The following is a 17,618-nucleotide window of genomic DNA, read 5'->3' on the forward strand; positions in this document are numbered from 1 at the left end:
CCTGCTGATATGGTGTTTCTACCGACGTTTAGCTTGTGAGTGATCAGCGGCTCCGGGTCAGCGACTGCACAGAAGTAATTACAGTATGCCCTTTGTCAACAAGTTGACTTGTCGCGTTGTCGCTTTGTTGACTAATTGACAAGTTGACAATGTGACAAGTCAATTTGTCACTTCTTACCAAGCAAGGCAGTGAAAACCTTACAAACTAGGTTAAGTAACTCATTACCAACGTCGAATTGGCTATCAGACTGAGCTTGTTGATTGATCAGTGTCTCACAAACTCAACCCATCGCTAAAAAAAAGACGTTGATTCAAGAGAGGGCAATTTGAGACTTGAGTGAATATCGAACTGTCGATGCTGGTAGCACAAGTTCATTTACTCGTGAAAACGGGCGATTGATGATACACTATTTCCAGGTAATTGAATCACAAATTCCTACGTGTTTTTTACGCAACCGCTCCCCAATAGACAAAGGGCCAACTGTCAATTAGTTGGCCCTTTGTCTGTTGGGGAGCGTGGTCAAATGGCTAGTGCCGGATCAGCTTGACAGTCTGCTGCTGCGTGGCCGTGCTCACCTTCAGAATGGTCATAGCCTGACCAGCCGGGACTGGAACCACGACTCGCGCAGAGCCAGATGCCTGCGGAATCTGCTGCTGATGCAGCCGGTCGCCCGCCAGATCAGTCAGATTCAATTCCACCGCCTGCCCGGCCACACCACCGATCAACACCTCCACCGACTCGCCAACCACCGGGTTGCCCAGTACGACGACCGACAGCGGACTGCTCGCTTCCGCCACTGCCTGACGACTGTTCGCCGGGCTCGTACAAGCCGCCAGCCAGTTGTAGCGGTAGGTGGCGGTTTGACCTGTCTGAACAGCTTCCAAGGTCACTGCCGGGTTATCGGTGTAGAGCCGCAGGCTGTAAGGCCCCGGGGTGGTGCCGAAGTCCTGCTCGTTGACCACCCGGAAGCGGATCGGACTGCCGTCGACGCCCGTGTACTGGGGAAAGAAACTCAGCCGCCGTTCGGTGTTGCTCACACTCAGGCAGGTCACGCTGCCCACCCCCGTGATGGTAAAGCCCGCTGGGGGCGGGGGCGGGGTGGCCCCGGCCACCACCTGTAGGGTAAAGTTCAGACTGACGCTTTGCCCGGCGGGGTCACTGGCTGTGAGCTCGATGGTGCTGGTGCCCGCCTGGGTGGGAGTGCCGGTGATGGCACTCAGGCTGGCCGAGAAGCTAAGGCCGGCGGGCAGGCCACCTGTGCGCAGGCTGAGCGGCTCGCCCTCAGGATCGGCGAAGGTGTTGGCCGGTACGTAGAAGCTGTAGCCCTGACCGACGGTAGCCGACTGGGGCGCGATGGGCACCACGACCACGGGGGGGCGGTTGGTGACTGTCGGCGGGGTCTGGTTGCCGCAGGCGCTCAGCCAGTTGTAGCGGTAGGTGGCGGTTTGACCTGTCTGAATAGCTTCCAGGGTCACTGCCGGGTTATCGGTGTAGAGCCGCAGGCTATAAGGCCCCGGGGTGGTGCCAAAGTCCTGCTCGTTGACCGCCCGGAAGCGGACCGAACTGCCATCCAGACCGCTGTAGACGGGACTGAAGCTGACCCGCCGTTCGGTGACGGTGACGGCCACACAGGTCAGATCGGTCACGCCGGTGATGGTGAAACCAGCCGGGGGCGTAGTAGCGGGGGTGGCATCAACCTGCATCGCCACGTCGGTGGCTACCGACAGCCCACCGGGGTCCAGGGCGGTGATGCGCACGGTGGTGCGGCCGGGGGCGGTCGGGCTACCACTGATGGTGGTGCCCGCCAGCGTCAGCCCGGCCGGCAGGGCACTACTCGAATAGGTCAGCGTCTGGCCGTCGGGGTCGGCGAAATAGCGGGTCAGCTCCAACTGGTAGGGCTGGTTCTGCACCAGTTGCTGAGCGGGGATGCCGGTGGTGGTGGGTGGCCGGTTGGGGGCCACGGATCCCTGGCAGGCGGCCAGCCAGGCGTAGCTGAAGCGGGCGTCAGGACTGGCGGCCTGCTGGGCCAGCAGGGCGACGGTGGGATTGTCGCTGTAGAGCCGGATGGTATAGGGCCCCGGGGCGGTGGTGGCATCGACTTCGTTGATGACCCGCAGACTGACCGGGGTGCCGTTGAGACCGCTGTAGATGGGGGTGAAGCTGACGCGGTACTCACCCCGGCTGGCATCGACGAGCTGGCATTGCCGGGTGTCGACCGAGCGGATGGCAAACTCGCCGGGGATGAGGGTGAAGCCGTAGCTATCCGAAGCTGTATTGCTATTACCCACCCCATCCTGAGCGACGTTGGCCGGGATGCTCACGTTGGTGGGCTGGCCGGGGGTGCTGGCCGTCACGCTGAAGCTATAGCTGGCCCCACTGCCCGAAAAGCCGTTCACCGAGCCGTTGCTCACGCTGACCTTGCTGACATCAAAGCCGGTAACGGGTTCGCTGAACTGAGCCGTAAAGCTGGTGGGCTGGCTGCTGGTAGTGGCTCCGTTACCCACCGATGCGCTCAGGGTGACAGCCGGAGCAGTGGCGTCCACCGAAAAGGCGTTCGTGTTGGACGCCGGGCTGGTGGTCTGTCCGCTGCTTATGGCCACGGCGTAGGCTGAGTAGCTGCCGCTGGAAAGGGGGCTACCCGGCGTGACGCTGAACTGGCCCCCATTGGCCGTGGTGGTCAGGGTTTGCGAAGCCGTGCCGCTCAGATAGACCATCACGGTGCTGCCGCCGGGGGCGCTACCCGCGAAGGTAGGTAACCCATTGGTAGTCGTGCTGTTGGCCGGGCTGCTCAGACTAGGCACTCCGGTAGCGGCTGGGCTCACGCTCAGGTTGAAAGCCGTGCTGGTCACTGAGTTGTAGGTGCCCGTCACCACCAGCGAGTAGCTGCCCGCATCGGCCAGCTGCACATTGGTCAGCGTTAAGGTGGCCGACGTCTGGCCCGCCACCGCATTGCTCAGATTGTCTTTGTACCACTGGTAGCCGCTCACGCTGCCCATCACGCTGGCGGGGGCGCTCACGCTGGCCCCCGTCGTTACGCTGCTGGCCGAAGGGGGCTGGCTGGTGATGGCTACGGGCTGGACGGGGCTGCCCTGATACTCGTAGGCCCCCATGTCGATGGTGCCACCAGTGGGGAAAATCCGGGGGTTACCGGCCAGATCAGTTGCCGGTCCCTTCTCGTAGGCCGCATTGCTGCCCGCGTCGATAGCGGGTGAGTTGGGTGCCAGAGTCACATCGTTGGCCGACGCGAAAGGCGAGGTGTTGGTCGTTTTATTGTTGCTACCGGTGTAGCCCGTTACGGTGTTATCGAAAAGGCTGTAGGTGGCGGTGAGGGTGGCGGGAGAATTATTGACGATGGTGTTCCCCGCCCCATTGTCCCACAGCACACAGTTGGCCAGCGTGGGGGTGCCGTTGTTGTAGATGCCCCCTCCGGTTGTTGCCGAATTACTGAGCAGACTACAGTTGGTCAGCGTGGGGCTACCGTTGTTGTAGATGCCTCCTCCATTTGTTGCCGAATTAGCCTGCAGACTACAGTTGACCAGTACAGGACTTAAACCGTAGACGCCCCCCCCATTCCCAATGGCTGAATTATTGATCAGACTACAGTTGATCAGCGTGGGGGCACCACCGTTGAGCCCCCCCCCATCAGCAAATGTCGCTGAATTGTTGATCAGCTTGCAGTTGGTGAGCGTGATGCTGCTGAAGTTAAAGATGCCGCCCCCCCTTTGAGCTGAATTATTTACCAAAAGGCAGTTAGTGAGAGTAGTATTGTTACCACTGTTAATATAGATACCGCCCCCCCCGCCGCTGGCAGCTGAGTTATTTGCCAGCACACAGTTGATGAGCGTAGGGCTGCTTCTTCGAATGTACATCCCCCCGCCAGCATTGCTGGTGGCAATGTTACTACCACCACTGGCATTGCCACCGGTAATAACGACACCATCCAGTATGGCCGTACTAGTGAGGCCATTATCGATATTGTAAAAGACGTGGTAGCTGTTGTCGCTGTTGTTGCCCGGCGTACCAATGTCGCCACTCAGGGTGGTGCTTGAAGGCGTGCCCAGGATGGGGTTAACAGCCGGTCTGTCGGTCAGGTTGGCTTCTGTACCGAAGAAGCCCCCGTATATGGCTACGTTGTTCTTCATCACAAAGCTGGCCAAACGCGCATTCGATAAGCCCGTAACGGATGGTTTGAACGTGCCGCCCGCTACCCAGACCTGCTCTACGCCAAGGGCATCAATCATGGCCTGCAGGTCGCTACTGGCGCTGGCCCACGAAGAGCCGTCGCCCGTGCCGTTCTGGGTCACGTAGCGGATGGGCTGCGGAGGGGCACCCGTAACGTTCAGCAACAGGGCCGGGGTGTTCTGATTGTAGGTACTATTGCTTGTTGTCAGGCGGCAACGGTAATAGGTTGTGGCCGACACATTGGCGGTGTAGGTCGGCGAGGTGGCCCCCGCTACGTCTGCCCACGTAGTATTGTCTGCCGAAGATTGCCACTGATAGCTGGCCGACGTACCGCTCACGTTGGTGGATAACAGGCTACTGTAGGGCGTATTGCCCGTCAGCACCGTGCCCCGTGTCACCAGCCCCTGTACCGTACCCGTCAGGATGCCGTTGTTGACTAAGTCGGCGTTAGGAAACTGGTCGGTTCGTAGGTACAACTGCCCGTTGGCGTTGAGGGCGGTATTGGCCGACAGCGTGGCACGGTTCGTGACCGAGAGCAGGCTGTTGAGCGTGCTTGTGCCGGTGCTGTGGCCGAAGCTGATGTTGGCGATGATAGCCGCGCCGGAACCACCGTAGGTCGTGGGGCCGTTGGCCGACAACTGACCGGCAGCCAGGCTAAGCGAACCGTTATTGGTCAGTGAGCCGCCCCCGTACTCGAACTGAGCATCTCCTGTGCCGACCACGCGGGTGTTAACCCCGATGGTCAGGGTAGGTTGGGCCAGTGCGTTGCCTACTGTAGCCAGCCATAGTATAAGAAGTAATGGTCTCATGGTAAAGTTTTTAACGGAACAAAATCAAGGTTCCTGTTTATCTAAAGAACGTATTCGGATCGTCCGCGCACGATGCGTCCCCGGCACAAATCCGGCGTAGGTTCCTGCCCACGCCGGAACGGGGGGCACAACTAAAGCAGCAGATCATAAGTAATCTGATTTGGAAAATCTGAGAAGTCATACTTCTGATAGGGTGCCTTCTCAAATGGTGAGGATTGATAGCTTCGCACGTAGAGCTTGGGGTCTTTTAACTCCTTCACCGTAACCCAACTCGTGTGGTCGATGGCTGGTGTTTTGGGAGTAGCTTGCTGATTTTCGAAGACTACCCCTTGCACAATCGTCGCTGCGTTCAGTATATGATTTGCTAACAGTTTTGCTTCCCGTAGATTGTCGGGCCGTTCGGCAAACCGTAGAAGCGTTGACAGTTTCAGAAACCGCGATGGAGACGAATAATCGCCGGGCAACCCCACCATGCCCTCCCCGTGGCTCAACTGTTTGGCTGTATCGTTAGCATCTCTGGCCGGGTCGTAGGGCGACAGATGTAGATACTGACGCAGGTTAGTGTAGTGCCAGTCGAGCTTCGGGGCGTTAGTCATGTAGCCAAACAGTGGGCCGTCTAAGACTTTCGCGTGAAACTCAAGGCTATTGTTGCTTAAATAAGTAACATCGTAGGTGGTTATCTTCTGCTTATCCACCTCAATGATGAGACTTTCCCCCACTGCGTCGTGAGCAATGAAATGAATGGGTTGGAAAAACTTTTCGCCTGGACAAAAAAGGCTCACCTTATCCGCAGTCAGGGCGTTTCTGATCTCGTCAATGGTTGCAAACAGGCCCAGCAGGTAGTCGGCGAATTGGGCGTAGTATATGTCGTAGCCCCCGCCCAGGCCATTGGCCCATTGCATATTGTTATCGTAAACAAGAGACCCTACGCTGAGGCCCTTTTCGTTAACACCCTCGCAGCAGTACACATTGGTTTGGTAAGTTGCCCCGATACCCAACAGCTTGCTGTATAGATTGGCAACTTCTTTTCCAAAGCCGCTGATGCCTATGAACCGGTACTTCGTTTGCCAGGTCCAGCCCACTTGTTGCTCTTTCTTTGGCGAAACCTGCACAACCGGCATACGCGAGCAGAAGTCAGTACCTGCCGGCACTTTGACCAAGTGCCACACTACCTTCAGTTCTGGGAGTAGCATGTAGGGAACGAATTCCATCGAACGCCCGACAACCATGTCGTTCTGTTTGCTTTTTAGCAAAAAAGATTCGCACATGACCGTATTGCTTTTTTGAGGTTGACGGATTAATTAAGCTTCACCACCACAAACCGGCAGCTTGCGTCCCCGTTTAGGTCTCCGGACAGCTGGGTCTGCGTGGGCATCCCCCGCACCGTTACCGTTGTGCCGGCTGCCAGGTAAAGCGTTGTGTTCAGCACCCCCCTTTTGCTATACGCAGTCTGTGTAGTCCCCATACTACCACCCACGTAGTTAGCCGTAACGCCATAAACGCTCGTTGGTGAGTAGCCGGTGCTGTTGATGTCGAGCATTGGAGCAGTCGTTGCACCGGCACCCGTCAGGCGCACGTCAAACGTGTACAAACCGGCCCCGGTGGTACCCACGGTGAAGGTGTTTCCGTTCCAAGTGTTGCCATTTGTAAGGGTTGCCCCTGTTCCATTTATAGTGGAAAATGTAATAGCATCGGGAAGATTAGAAGAAGCAGCCGAAGTTTGTTGCGCGGTGGTTTTCACCACAAATAGTTGCAGCGATGCCCCACTGCCGCCTGCACTCGGCGTTGTCCACTGCGTGTTGTAGTTGGTACCATCCACTTTGCTCAGCACCTGTCCGGTTGTGCCGCCCGTGGGTACGCCCTGTCCGGCGGGGCCTTGCGGGCCGGTCGCCCCTACTGGACCAGCTACGCCTTGCGGACCTGTAGCACCAGCCGGGCCAGTGGCTCCGGCATCCCCTTTATCGCCTTTCGTGCCCTGCGGGCCAGCCGGACCCGTGGCACCGGTCAGACCGATGGGGCCTTGTGCGCCGGTGGCACCCGTTGATCCGGTAGCACCGGTGTCCCCCTTATCGCCTTTGTCCCCTTTGGGCCCCTGTGGGCCGGGCGTTCCCGACGCGCTCAGGGAGGTCCAGGCCGTGCCGTTGTAGAAGTAGAAACCGGCGGTGCCGTCAGTCTGGTATACCATCAGGCCAGTGGCCGGGCTACCAATAAGGCCCCGTTGCTGGGCCGTCATGCGGGGAACCAAAATACCCTGGGTGGTACTTTTCACATCGAGCAGGGCCGATGCATCGGCGGTTGAGCCGTCGGTATTGATGCCCACCGAGCCGGTCTGGGCCTGAGCGGTCAGTCCGCAGCTCAATAGCATCAACCCAAACAAAAAACTAAACAAACTACGCCCACAGGGAAGGCTGAACTGAGGAAGAAAACACGCGGCCCGAAGCCGGGAATGGAGTAAAGGAGTTTGCATAAATCAGTTGATTTTTCAAACCCCAAAGAAGATAGTATTCTTACTCAGAAAACATACCTCGACCGAGGTATTTTAGCTTAAATTATCGGTAAGTTATTTTGCCGCTCGGTTGACACGAACGGAAACCTATACCCTAAACAAGGTACTACCTAGTAGTAATTTCTCATGCGTAAAACGGTAGAGGGGATACTGTGGCCGGTGCTGACGGGCGTGGCTCTGCTGTGGTTTGCCTGGAACCTGTATCAACAACAGTTGCAGCCGGTGGTGGCCGCTAACGTACCTACTTACACGTTGGCGACCGCACCGGAAATGACGTCAATGAACAACCGGCTCTGGACCAACGCAACGTGGCTCGATACCAGCCAGTCGATCGCCAGATCAGTGCCCCTGATTCGGCGATCGTTTCGTCGCAACCCGCACCCGGAGGCCGTGCTCTACGGCGACGCAGCCAACGTACCCATCGGCTGGGCCTACCTGGAGCTTCGGAACCCGACCCGCCACCCCAGGCACCTGGTGCTGTCGATGCCCCAGTACCGCAGCGATCGGGTCACACTCTGGCAGGGAAAAGGCGGCCGTTTCGTGCGGCTGGGTACATTGGCCAACAACACCCCGCTGGGCGACCGATTCTATCCGTTCTTCAACTACGCGTTTCCCGTCACCATTCCGCCCCAATCGACGGTCCCCCTGTTGTTACGTAGCCAACGAAACGCCGGCTACCACGAGCTGGACGTGCAGCTCACCGAGCAACGTACCCGGAATGGAGGTTCCTACGCCCAACAGGCCTTTGTAAGCAGTATCCGCGACGGTATCACCGTCATTGTGTTTTTGCTGCTGGCGGTGGTGGCCCTGCTGGTGGGGTGGCTGTCGGCAAGTAGGCTACTGCGCTGGTTTGGGGTCTATCTGGTATCGTTAAGCGTGTGGTGTGCTTTCTTCGTGGGGTACCTAAGCCTGATCCCATACCCCGCCGGGCTGTCGCTCAACGCTGATACGGTAGGGGTATTTATCCGCATCCTGACCAACTGCACGGTGCACCCGTTCTTCTATCTCATCATAAAACCCGCCATTCGCCGGCCTCGTCTCTACAAAAACATCATGGCGGGCTACAGTGTGGCCTGTGCCGGGTTGATGAGCACGTTCCTGCTGCCGCCTGTCTATTTCGACAGCCTCAGGCACGTTGTCACGCTGGGTATGACGAGCCTGACGAATCTTATCATCGGCTGGCTGTTTGTGTGGGCCGTACTGGCCTATGTCCGGGCGCGTATCTGGTCGCCCCTGGTGGTCTGCCTGCTGGGGCTGGGTCCGATGCTTATCAGTCTGCTTGCTTCCTGGCTGCGGGCCACCGCCGGGCAGGATACGTACCGGCATGCGCCCTCCGGGCCGCTTTACATCCTGTTCGTGCTGGGCTACCTGACCTTCGATCAGTTTCGGAAAGAGTTGGTAACTCGCCAACGCATGCAGGATCAAGTGCGCGACGTGGACGAACACAACAACGCCCTGCGCCGGCAGGAAATTGAGGGCATTGGCCGCGAGTTACACGATCAGGTGGGTAACACCCTTGCTACCGCCCTGAGCTACCTGAGCCGCACACCGCTCAACCCTGACAAGCTACGTAGCATTTTGCTAACGGCGATCAGCGAATTACGCTTTCTGAGCCACAATCTTGTCAAAGACGACGATCGCCCACTCACCGACAAGATCGAAACGTTGGTAAGCCGGTTCAACGACTTTTCGCCCATCCAGCTAACGTTTACCGACTATACCCGTCAGCAGATCAACCAGTTGCCCGTGCTGAAGCAGCAGAATCTCTACCGAATTATTCAGGAACTGCTGACGAACGTGATCCGGCATTCGGGTGCCACGCAGGCCAGCGTCGAGTTTTTTTGTGAAGGTACAACCGTCGATGTCAGCGTCGAAGATGATGGTGGTGGCTTCGACCTGTCGGCAAGCCAGACCAAAGGCATCGGCATACAAACGATCTACAAACGGGCGGCTCTGTCAGGTATTACCGTTCAGTTCGACCCCGCCCCGACAGGAACCAGCATCCTGTTACAAACCGCCCTCGCCCCCCCCGTACCCAGCCATGCCAACCCGAACTATTCTCATTGATGATCACCGGCTCTTTAACGACGGCCTTAGCCTGGTGCTGCGCGAATCGCCGGATTTTATAGTAGTGGAACAGGTCTATGACAGCCGTCTGGCGCTGGATACCTGCCGCCGTCATGCCCCGGAACTGGTGCTGGTCGATTTCAGCATGCCCCATCTCGACGGGTTGGCTGTGGTGAAGCAGTTGCAGCAGTTGCCCGGTTCGTGCCGAATCGTGATCATCAGCATGTATGCCGAAAAACGGGAGATTGACCAGTTCAGGGCGCTGAATGTGGCTGGCTACATCGCCAAAACCGTTACTGCCGATCGTCTGCTGACACTACTGCGGCAAGTGATGCACGGGCAACACGTCATCGAAACCGACAGCGCACCCAGCCCTGCCGCGCCCGCCCCCACCCAGCCCACCTACGGCCTGACCAAACGTGAAATCGAAATTCTGAAGCGGGTAAAGCAAGGCCTCACCTCTGAGCAAATCGCCGATGAGTTGAGCCTAAGTTTCTATACTGTGCAGACCCACCGCAAAAACATTAGTCAGAAACTGCCATTCTCAACTAAAAAGCAGTTTTACGATTTCCTGACCTCTTTGGAGTAATGCGATACCGTTTCTGCCATACGTATGGACTTGCAACAGTACACTAGCGATTTTTTCAGGCAGCCATCAGAGCTGTGTAAAAATAGTGTTCTTACCCCGTTCGGTGAGCCAGTTTTGTGGGGGGAGGTCACCCACTTATCGAGCCTTTTATGAGATAATTGTATTTTGACAACTGCGGCCTTCAGCCGATAAACCACCACCACACCCTGCTTATCCCGGCAGATACACCATGAACGTAGTCCCCTGGCCGGGTTGACTCCGGGCCGTGATGGCACCGCCGTGATTGGTCACTACCTTTTCGCAGATCGCGAGCCCAATGCCCGTGCCCGTAAACTCGCTCTTGTTGTGCAGCCGCTGAAAGACCTGAAAAATACGATCCAGGTATTTCTCCTCGAAGCCGACCCCATTGTCGATTACCTCGATCCGGTGATACTGAGCCGTTACCCGATCCGGCTTTATGTCAGCGGGTAGGTCGGCTGCATCGAGCAGGCTTGCCCGCACCTCAATCAGGGGGGACGTACCCCCGCGCCGAAACTTGAGCGCATTACTCAGCAGATTCTGAAACAGCTGCTCCAGTTGCAGTGCATCGCCCGCCACGGTCGGTAAGCTATCCACCTCAACCTGAGCCCCTACTTCCTGAATGCTCCAGTCCAGGGTGAGGAGTACCTCCTCGACAACCCCCTGAAGCGAGACGGGGGCAGCGCTATTCCGCTGGGTAGCGATGCGGGAAAACGTCAATAAGTCCCGGATCAAGGTAGCCATGCGTGCCGCGGCCGCCTGCATGCGCTCCAGGTACCTGATGCCTTCGCCTAATTGGCCTCCGTACTGACTTTGCAGCAGATCGCCGAACTGTTGTATCTTACGCAATGGCTCCTGGAGGTCGTGACTGGCGATGTAGGCGAATTGTTCCAGATTGTTGTTGGAGCGGCTAAGGTTATGATTGGACTCGCTCAATGCCGAATTAACGGCGCTTGTGCGCTCGTTGCTGGCCGTCAACTCCCGATTGCTGGTCGCCAGTACGTTGTTGACCGTCGCCAGCTCCTGGGTCCGCAGTTGGACCTGCTCTTCCAAGTGAGCCGCCAACAGCCGGTAGCGCCCCTCACTTGCTTCCAGCGCCTGCCGGGCCAGTTCCAGCTCGGTGACCTCAGCAGCCGTGTTCATCACCCCGTATACCTGCCCATTGGCGTCAAAAAGGGGGGTAAAGTTATAGTTGAAGTAGTAGGGCACTAACCTACCGTCGTGTTCGATCATCACCCGCTGCGTACCGCTGGCAAAGGGGATGCCCGAATCGTAAACAGCCAGCAGTTGCGCAAAGATTTGTTGGTCCGCCAGTTCGGGCAATAGCTCCAGGTACGATTTGCCAATTACATCGGGGCCTTTGCCGTAGACGTCAATGATGGCCTGATTGGCGAAGCGAATCAGCATCTGCCGACCCGTATAGACCCCAATGGGGAAAGGGGCGCTTTCCACCATACTGCGCAATTGATCAGTGGCTTGTTCCAGTTGTTGGCGCGCCATAAACTGCTCGGTGACATCGACCGCCACGCAGAGAATACCGTACGGCTGACCGGCTGAATCGCGCAGGGGTTTGTAGGTGAAATCAAAGTAATGCTGGCTTGGCTGCCCGTTGATCACTATTTCTCCGGGCATGGCCCGGGCCTGGTGAGTCAGGCCCAACGCAAACACCTGATTGAGTAAATGCAGGTAGGGCTGGGTGGCTAATTCAGGTACCGCCTGTACGGCCGGTTGACCCACGATGGTGGGGCCCTTACCCAGCATCTCAATCATGGCCGGGTTAGCCAGGGTAATAACGTGATCGGGGCCAGCCAGCAGCATCGTCGCCACGGGCGCTTCCTCGATCAGGGCCCGGAAACGGACTTCACTCTCGGCCGCAGCCAGGTGTAGCTGCCGCTGCGTCTGCACTTCGGCACGGCTCTGTTGTTCGCTGACCAGGAGGGCCTTCAGGTCGTGATTGGCTTTGCGCAGTACCAGCAAATTGACCACCTGCCCGGCCAGGATGCGCAGCGCGTCGAGTTGCTCGGTCGTGAGCTGACGGGGTCGCTGGTCCAACACGCAAAGGGAGCCCAGGGCAAACCCCCCGGGGTCGACTAAAGGCAGGCCCGCATAAAACACGATGTTGGCCTGCTGGTTCACCAATGGATTGTGGGCGAAGCGGGCATCGAGCCGGGCATCCTCGACAATCAGGGGGTTGAGTGGATCCAGAATCGTATGGCCGCAGAAGGATTCGTCGATCGGCGTACTGCCGGTGGTAAACCCCCGATTGGCCTTGACCCACTGGCGCGTCTGATCGATGAAGTTGATCTGGGCGATGGGCGTCTGACAGAGTTGAGCGGCCAATTGGGCAATATTGTCATAATCGGCTTCGGCGGCTGAATCCAGGATGTGGTAACTGTGCAGGGCTTCCACTCGATTCGTGGCGAGCGGTGGGACCGGACTCTGATTCATGTTGATACGGATAAGACCAGACTACCGCTACTGGCCAGCCGACAGCCACGGTTCGGGTACCGAGCGAGCTGCTTTTGGATGGCATGAGCGTTTCGACCCAGTGGGTGGTGGTAAAATTAGCGGAGAAGTCGGTTCCGTCACGGTCGGTCGTGGCCGGGTTGCGTGTCGGCTCGGTTGGGCAGACCGGAATGTTTTTCGAAAAGTACCGCAACGGAGACCGACCTCTTCTGATTCAAAACAACCCCTTACCTAAACGCCCGGTTTACGCGGTATGTTTACCCAAACCCACTTTGTCTCCCGTGGGCGTCATTACCAGGCCGCATTAATTCCGGTGGCCCTAAGCTAACAAAATAGTCATACCCGCCAGCCCTAAGGGCCAGGCGGTGGTTTAACCAGCTAACCCGACTACCCCATGACCAGCACTAATGACTAAAACTGTCTGTATCGTTGAGGATCAGGCCGACTACCGCTTCATTTTCGGCAAATTACTCAACCCAGGACCTGCTCGTGCCGTGCATCTGTTCGAGAGTGGCATGGCGTTACTGGACCAACTGGATGATCTCGAGCGCCGGCCCGATTTAATTCTGCTGGACTTGCACATGCCCCACCAAACCGGTTACCAGACGCTGCAACGCCTTAAGGCGCATGCCCACGCCTCCATCAAGACCATACCCGTGGTGATCATGAGTGCACTGGCTGAGGCCAACGAAATCAATGAGTGCTACCGAGCCGGGGCTAATTCGTTTTTGCGAAAGTAATCGGAGTTTGACGCGCTCAAAGAAACGCTCGACGCCGTTGCCTACTACTGGCTAGAGCTGAATCAGTTGTAAGTAGCCATTCGTTTACCCGGTTCTGTGGACGACGCAGCTACGATTAGCCGCTACACTACCCGCCCGGTAAATACGGCGACTGGGCCTACTACCATGGCCTGAACATCCCGGTCGGGTCGACTTTTGATGGCCGGCAAGTCGACCGTGGCACACTTCCTGTGGCTTGACTAAGGCGCAACCACTCGCCACGCCATGACACGAAACACCCGGGCCGAATCACAAGCAGAGGTACTGGCCATCCTGTTACTCTACGACTGCGTGTTCGACAGCGTCAACTCGCTTTCATCAGCCGATCAGGCTCGGTTAGCCATCCAGGCCAACATCAACCTGGCTCATTTCCGGTTTGAAGGCTTTGACAGGGCTGATGGGACCAAGGAACATCACTATGCCATTCTACAGTCCTGGATTGAGGGGGGGGCTTTACCCCGATTACAGGCAGCGTTCACTCAATACGGGTAGTCCCCACACGTTGCGGGGTTACCGGGCGATGTTAGCCCTGGGGGTAGCGCCTGCTTCGGCTTCATCGTCAGCATTCGGATAACCCACTGCTACTGGCTGGAAAGTCGCCCTTTCGATAAGCGCTGGGTGTGGCGACCCGTGCCGGACAGCCTATTGCGTTAGATGGGCAGCCTTCGATGAGCCCATAGATCATTTGCCGGCTTATCACTGTCTGCATACCGCTCGGTACAAAAGCCAGGGGTTACCCTACTGGCTCCTGATGGGTTATCGCTGAGGACTCAGCCAGTAACCAGGTGCCTGGCCTGATCGACAGCTCGGCGCAGATGATGTTCGAGATAGATACGCTGATCATCGACAAAAAAGGCCAAATCTCCCTCAAACTCGTTGGCGAGTCGGTATCCATTGGCAAACCGACCCCACCCCTCGTTAAAATACCGGTTGATCCGGTGCTGAGATACGGCTCTCGGCCCATCCTCCGCAATCAGCGCCAGGGTTTTGTGCAGCCAGTGCACCAGTGAGGTAATGTCCTGAATCTTGCCATGCACGCCCACGCCCTGGGTAAAGTCGACACGTTGCCCCCGTTGATCCAGCAGCGTGAGCAGTGAATCGACCTGCTCAATCAAGGCCACGAACGTGTCGCGCCAGGGCTGATCGTCCGTTGAATCAGCGTAGAAATAAGTAGCGTTCAATAACGCATCAATTTTTGTCAGGTCCATAGTAAGAAACGAGTAGGAAATCAATCGCGATAGATTGGCAGATGACCAGTAAAGAGGCCGTAGGCCGCTGACCTAAGCTGTCAGCCAGCGACTGATTCACCGTCATCAACACCAGACTACTAAGGGGCTATCAACTAAGACGATGCACGGGGGCCAGTCGATCTTATTTTGGTCAAGCGGTGGTAGTCGCCAGGCACTAAGCCTGAGGGGTAGTGATCGACCAGGCTTCGCACGAATAAATACGGATCAGAAGAGCGTGTAGAGATTGATTGGCAGCCGCTCAGCAAAGCACTCATGGTATCAACCCCATAGAAGACCAAAATGATTACCAGGAGGCGATGTATATTTTCCCAGTAGTAGTCGGGCCTGGCTGGATAGGCATACTGACCGAAAGCCAGCCGGCCCCGTCTGTTTGCCGACAAGCGTAGTTTATGGCAGCAGGAACAGCAGTCTACCCGGTGCTCTATTTGCTTGCGCTGATGGGAAGACGCCAGTAATTCGAACAATAAGTAGCTCAACGGACTTAACTTGACATCAGCTCATTCATTTGGACTTCTTGCCTTCATTTCTCTGACTTGGCGGTCAGCGCTCCACAACCGCCCATGCAGTTTTTCATTCCCCTGGCAACCAGCCCCCAGCAGGCCGAACGCATTCATTATCGAATCGTTAGTCGTCTTACCGCGCTGGGCTACGCCCTGACCGATCACCGAATTGCCCGAGTTATCTATCGACGTGACGGCCGAATTATCAGCGATGCCGTTGGTTCTCGCTGCGATAACGGCGAGATTGTGCTGGCCATCTTCAAGTATGATGTGGGCTACGCTATCTGTACGTATAGTCATGGGGCAGTGGGGGGATCGCCCGTGACCGTTGGTTACGGGTTAGTTGAATCGGCCAACGTTTTTGACGAGTTGGATAGCAACGCCCAAGGCCCCCAATGAGGATTCACTAGTTAATTGATCATCAAGGCACAAAACGCCGTCTGATAGCGCTTCAATTAACACCCGTTTTATGATGCCGTATGCTTTGCTTCTTCATCTTCTTTCTGCGAAGAGAGGTGTCATTCGGGTCAAGTGAAACAACTGATAGTGTAGACCAGCAGAATCGATCTGGTTAGATACAGGGGCTTCGCGTTGACGGCTACTCGGAGTCGGTGCTTGACGCATCATTGCGCCACAGCCGGCGCTCAATGGGAAATGGTTCTTGCTTGACGATTTCGATCTTCTTGAAACCAGCGTGGGCTGGATGAAGCAAATAATTATAAGACATTGGTACCACCACCGAGGGCACTGCCGCTGCCAGAGTCCTAGGACTAATCAACCAATCGCGAAGTATCCATTGGGTGCGCTCATAGCTCTGCTCATCCCAGTATGCTGGGAGTGTTTCGACAGGGTAGGCGGTCACCTCATCGGGTATGAGCAAGGTAAATAACTGCAACCTGGGCAGCTGCTCATACTTCACCTGAGGCTGGTGGACCAACGATTCGACTAAGGCTAAGGCCGGTGAGGAGGTGGTGTACAGCAAAGCAAATCCTTTGGGATTCCAGCGACCACCAAACAGGCGAGCTCCTTCGGTCGCCAGCGGTTGGTTACTATACGTCGCTTTTACGGTTCGGTAAACAGTGAGCATTCCAGTTAAGTGGCTAGTTCAGCCAACAATGCCATGCTCAATTCGTCCTAGTACGTCATCAACTAAGCCAAAGCCCGTGGTTGTATCTAGTAGTTGTAAAGGGGACTGAGCGTTTAATTCTCGAATCGGAGCGTGCAGCCAGTCGGCGAGCGTTTGAGCATCCTCATCAAAGACCGCTAAGCCGTGCTGTAGTAGGTTAGTCAATAATAGTAATCGCTCAGAGGCGTCACGCGATAGCCGGTCTTGGGGTTTGATTCGATGCAGGTTACGATCAGACATGTTCAGGATACGGGCCATTTCCAAGTCGGTCAAACCGGCCAAAGCGGCAACTTTGTCTGCTTCGTCTCGAAGCACCCCCTGGCGCGACTTATCGATCACGGTGTAGGGCGCATAGACGGCTGTGTGAGCGGGAAGTGTTACGTAAGCCATAAGTAATGACTGAAATATGTCCGTATTGTAACTGCAATATGGCGTACAAGGTTCAGGTTGGCAAGACTGACTGACAAAATATGCCGTCCCCCACCTTGAAAGCATCAGCCCTGTCCATTGACTGATTGATTCTTACTAATGAAGTAGAATAATAGGGTACAGCGTCTCCGATTGAACCGTTGTTCGTATCAATGCAACGAACTGACCTCTGCTTGCATCTCTTCCCAACTAATCTATACTAATACTCACTCTTGAGATTATTTCATGAGCCAATCTAGTTGTCTATTATTCGGCTATGCCCGCGTGTCAACTCAAGATCAAAACCTTGATCTCCAACTGGACGACCTGACAAAGGCTGGCTGTCAGCGAGTGTTTCAGGAAAAAGTGTCTTCAGCCAAAGCACGACCGCAACTCCAGAAAATGCTGGACATTCTACGGGAAGGAGATACGGTCATCGTCTGGAAATTAGACCGACTGGGCAGATCGTTGAAAGAGTGTAAGCTTCCCGTAAAAGTATACCAGTGAAAAGTAGAGGATTCTATTTAACTTTTCACAAAGGGAAGAATAATGAAAGCGAACCGATTCAGTGAAGCACAGATCGTAGCGATCATCCAGCAACAACAAACCGGTGCAACCGTCGCCCAGATCATCCGTGAACACGGCATTAGTGAGGCTACCTTCTACAACTGGAAACAGAAGTACGGGGGAATGCAGGTTGCCGAAATCAAACGGCTGAAGGATCTGGAGGACGAGAACCGGCGGCTGAAGAAAATGTACGCGGAGTTAAGTTTGGAACATGAAGTAGTGAAGGAGGCCCTGCGAAAAAAGTGACGGTCCGCCGCTCATATCTTTGTTTTGAGTCGAGGTTGTGATAAAAAGTGCAATTTTTGAGTAAGACCTGACAGGGGTTACCAGTACCTCGGGTCCGCGGCTGA

Annotated in this window: 13 protein-coding genes and 1 pseudogene; 7 read left to right on the forward strand and 7 right to left on the reverse strand. The window is 56.2% G+C overall.

Annotation, left to right across the window (positions count from 1 at the left end; all coding sequences use genetic code 11):
- Positions 1-528 precede the first annotated feature (528 nt).
- The 3 genes from CLV58_RS25385 to CLV58_RS29045 form a co-directional block, all read right to left on the reverse strand.
- On the reverse strand, positions 529-4,992 hold the full coding sequence (locus CLV58_RS25385) for a beta strand repeat-containing protein (RefSeq protein ID WP_106140646.1): 4,464 nt from the start codon (positions 4,990-4,992) through the stop codon (positions 529-531).
- A 131-nt stretch (positions 4,993-5,123) separates the two neighbouring features.
- The gene (locus CLV58_RS25390; protein WP_106140647.1) at positions 5,124-6,260 is read right to left on the reverse strand and encodes a linear amide C-N hydrolase; all 1,137 of its coding nucleotides are present in this window, start codon (positions 6,258-6,260) and stop codon (positions 5,124-5,126) included.
- A 29-nt stretch (positions 6,261-6,289) separates the two neighbouring features.
- Positions 6,290-7,459, reverse strand: coding sequence for a collagen-like protein (locus CLV58_RS29045; protein WP_106140648.1), 1,170 nt, complete (start codon positions 7,457-7,459; stop codon positions 6,290-6,292).
- A gap of 165 nt (positions 7,460-7,624) precedes the next feature.
- Here CLV58_RS29045 and CLV58_RS25400 point away from each other — a divergent pair, with 165 nt between their 5' ends.
- Together CLV58_RS25400 and CLV58_RS25405 are read left to right on the forward strand one after the other, a co-directional pair.
- Positions 7,625-9,565 carry a sensor histidine kinase gene (locus tag CLV58_RS25400; RefSeq protein WP_106140649.1) on the forward strand — a complete coding sequence of 647 codons (1,941 nt, stop codon included), beginning with the start codon at positions 7,625-7,627 and terminating at the stop codon, positions 9,563-9,565.
- Entirely contained in the window at positions 9,540-10,154 is a 615-nt protein-coding gene (locus tag CLV58_RS25405) for a response regulator transcription factor (protein ID WP_170108803.1), read from the forward strand. The genes CLV58_RS25400 and CLV58_RS25405 overlap by 26 nt, the downstream gene beginning before the upstream one ends.
- Before the next feature lie 210 nt (positions 10,155-10,364).
- Here the strand turns inward: CLV58_RS25405 and CLV58_RS25410 are convergent, their stop codons facing one another.
- Positions 10,365-12,620: an ATP-binding protein gene (locus CLV58_RS25410; protein WP_106140651.1), complete on the reverse strand. Its 2,256-nt coding sequence runs from the start codon at positions 12,618-12,620 to the stop codon at positions 10,365-10,367.
- Between the two features lie 425 nt (positions 12,621-13,045).
- On the opposite strand from CLV58_RS25410, the gene CLV58_RS25415 reads away from it, so the two are divergent.
- Both CLV58_RS25415 and CLV58_RS25420 read left to right on the forward strand, forming a co-directional pair.
- Positions 13,046-13,378 carry a response regulator gene (locus tag CLV58_RS25415; RefSeq protein ID WP_106140652.1) on the forward strand — a complete coding sequence of 111 codons (333 nt, stop codon included), beginning with the start codon at positions 13,046-13,048 and terminating at the stop codon, positions 13,376-13,378.
- A gap of 264 nt (positions 13,379-13,642) precedes the next feature.
- Positions 13,643-13,909 carry a hypothetical protein gene (locus CLV58_RS25420; protein ID WP_106140653.1) on the forward strand — a complete coding sequence of 89 codons (267 nt, stop codon included), beginning with the start codon at positions 13,643-13,645 and terminating at the stop codon, positions 13,907-13,909.
- A 278-nt stretch (positions 13,910-14,187) separates the two neighbouring features.
- Here the strand turns inward: CLV58_RS25420 and CLV58_RS25425 are convergent, their stop codons facing one another.
- Positions 14,188-14,625 carry a hypothetical protein gene (locus CLV58_RS25425; protein WP_106140654.1) on the reverse strand — a complete coding sequence of 146 codons (438 nt, stop codon included), beginning with the start codon at positions 14,623-14,625 and terminating at the stop codon, positions 14,188-14,190.
- 602 nt (positions 14,626-15,227) lie between these two features.
- Here CLV58_RS25425 and CLV58_RS25430 point away from each other — a divergent pair.
- Positions 15,228-15,566 carry a hypothetical protein gene (locus CLV58_RS25430; RefSeq protein ID WP_106140655.1) on the forward strand — a complete coding sequence of 113 codons (339 nt, stop codon included), beginning with the start codon at positions 15,228-15,230 and terminating at the stop codon, positions 15,564-15,566.
- 199 nt (positions 15,567-15,765) lie between these two features.
- On the opposite strand, the gene CLV58_RS25435 is transcribed toward CLV58_RS25430, so the two are convergent.
- Together CLV58_RS25435 and parS are read right to left on the reverse strand one after the other, a co-directional pair.
- A complete protein-coding gene (locus CLV58_RS25435; protein ID WP_106140656.1) occupies positions 15,766-16,254 on the reverse strand; it encodes an RES family NAD+ phosphorylase in 489 nt (162 codons plus the stop codon).
- 18 nt (positions 16,255-16,272) lie between these two features.
- Complete coding sequence (parS, locus tag CLV58_RS25440) at positions 16,273-16,683, reverse strand: type II RES/Xre toxin-antitoxin system antitoxin (protein WP_106140657.1); 411 nt, start codon at positions 16,681-16,683, stop codon at positions 16,273-16,275.
- Positions 16,684-16,947: 264 nt separating this feature from the next.
- On the opposite strand from parS, the pseudogene CLV58_RS25445 reads away from it, so the two are divergent.
- Positions 16,948-17,175 (forward strand): annotated as a pseudogene (locus CLV58_RS25445) (recombinase family protein); the annotation flags it as partial.
- Positions 17,176-17,250: 75 nt separating this feature from the next.
- On the forward strand, positions 17,251-17,514 hold the full coding sequence (locus CLV58_RS25450; RefSeq protein ID WP_106140659.1) for a transposase: 264 nt from the start codon (positions 17,251-17,253) through the stop codon (positions 17,512-17,514).
- Positions 17,515-17,618: the final 104 nt, after the last annotated feature.

Origin of the sequence: Spirosoma oryzae (assembly GCF_003002825.1) — a bacterium.
Classification (GTDB): domain Bacteria; phylum Bacteroidota; class Bacteroidia; order Cytophagales; family Spirosomataceae; genus Spirosoma; species Spirosoma oryzae.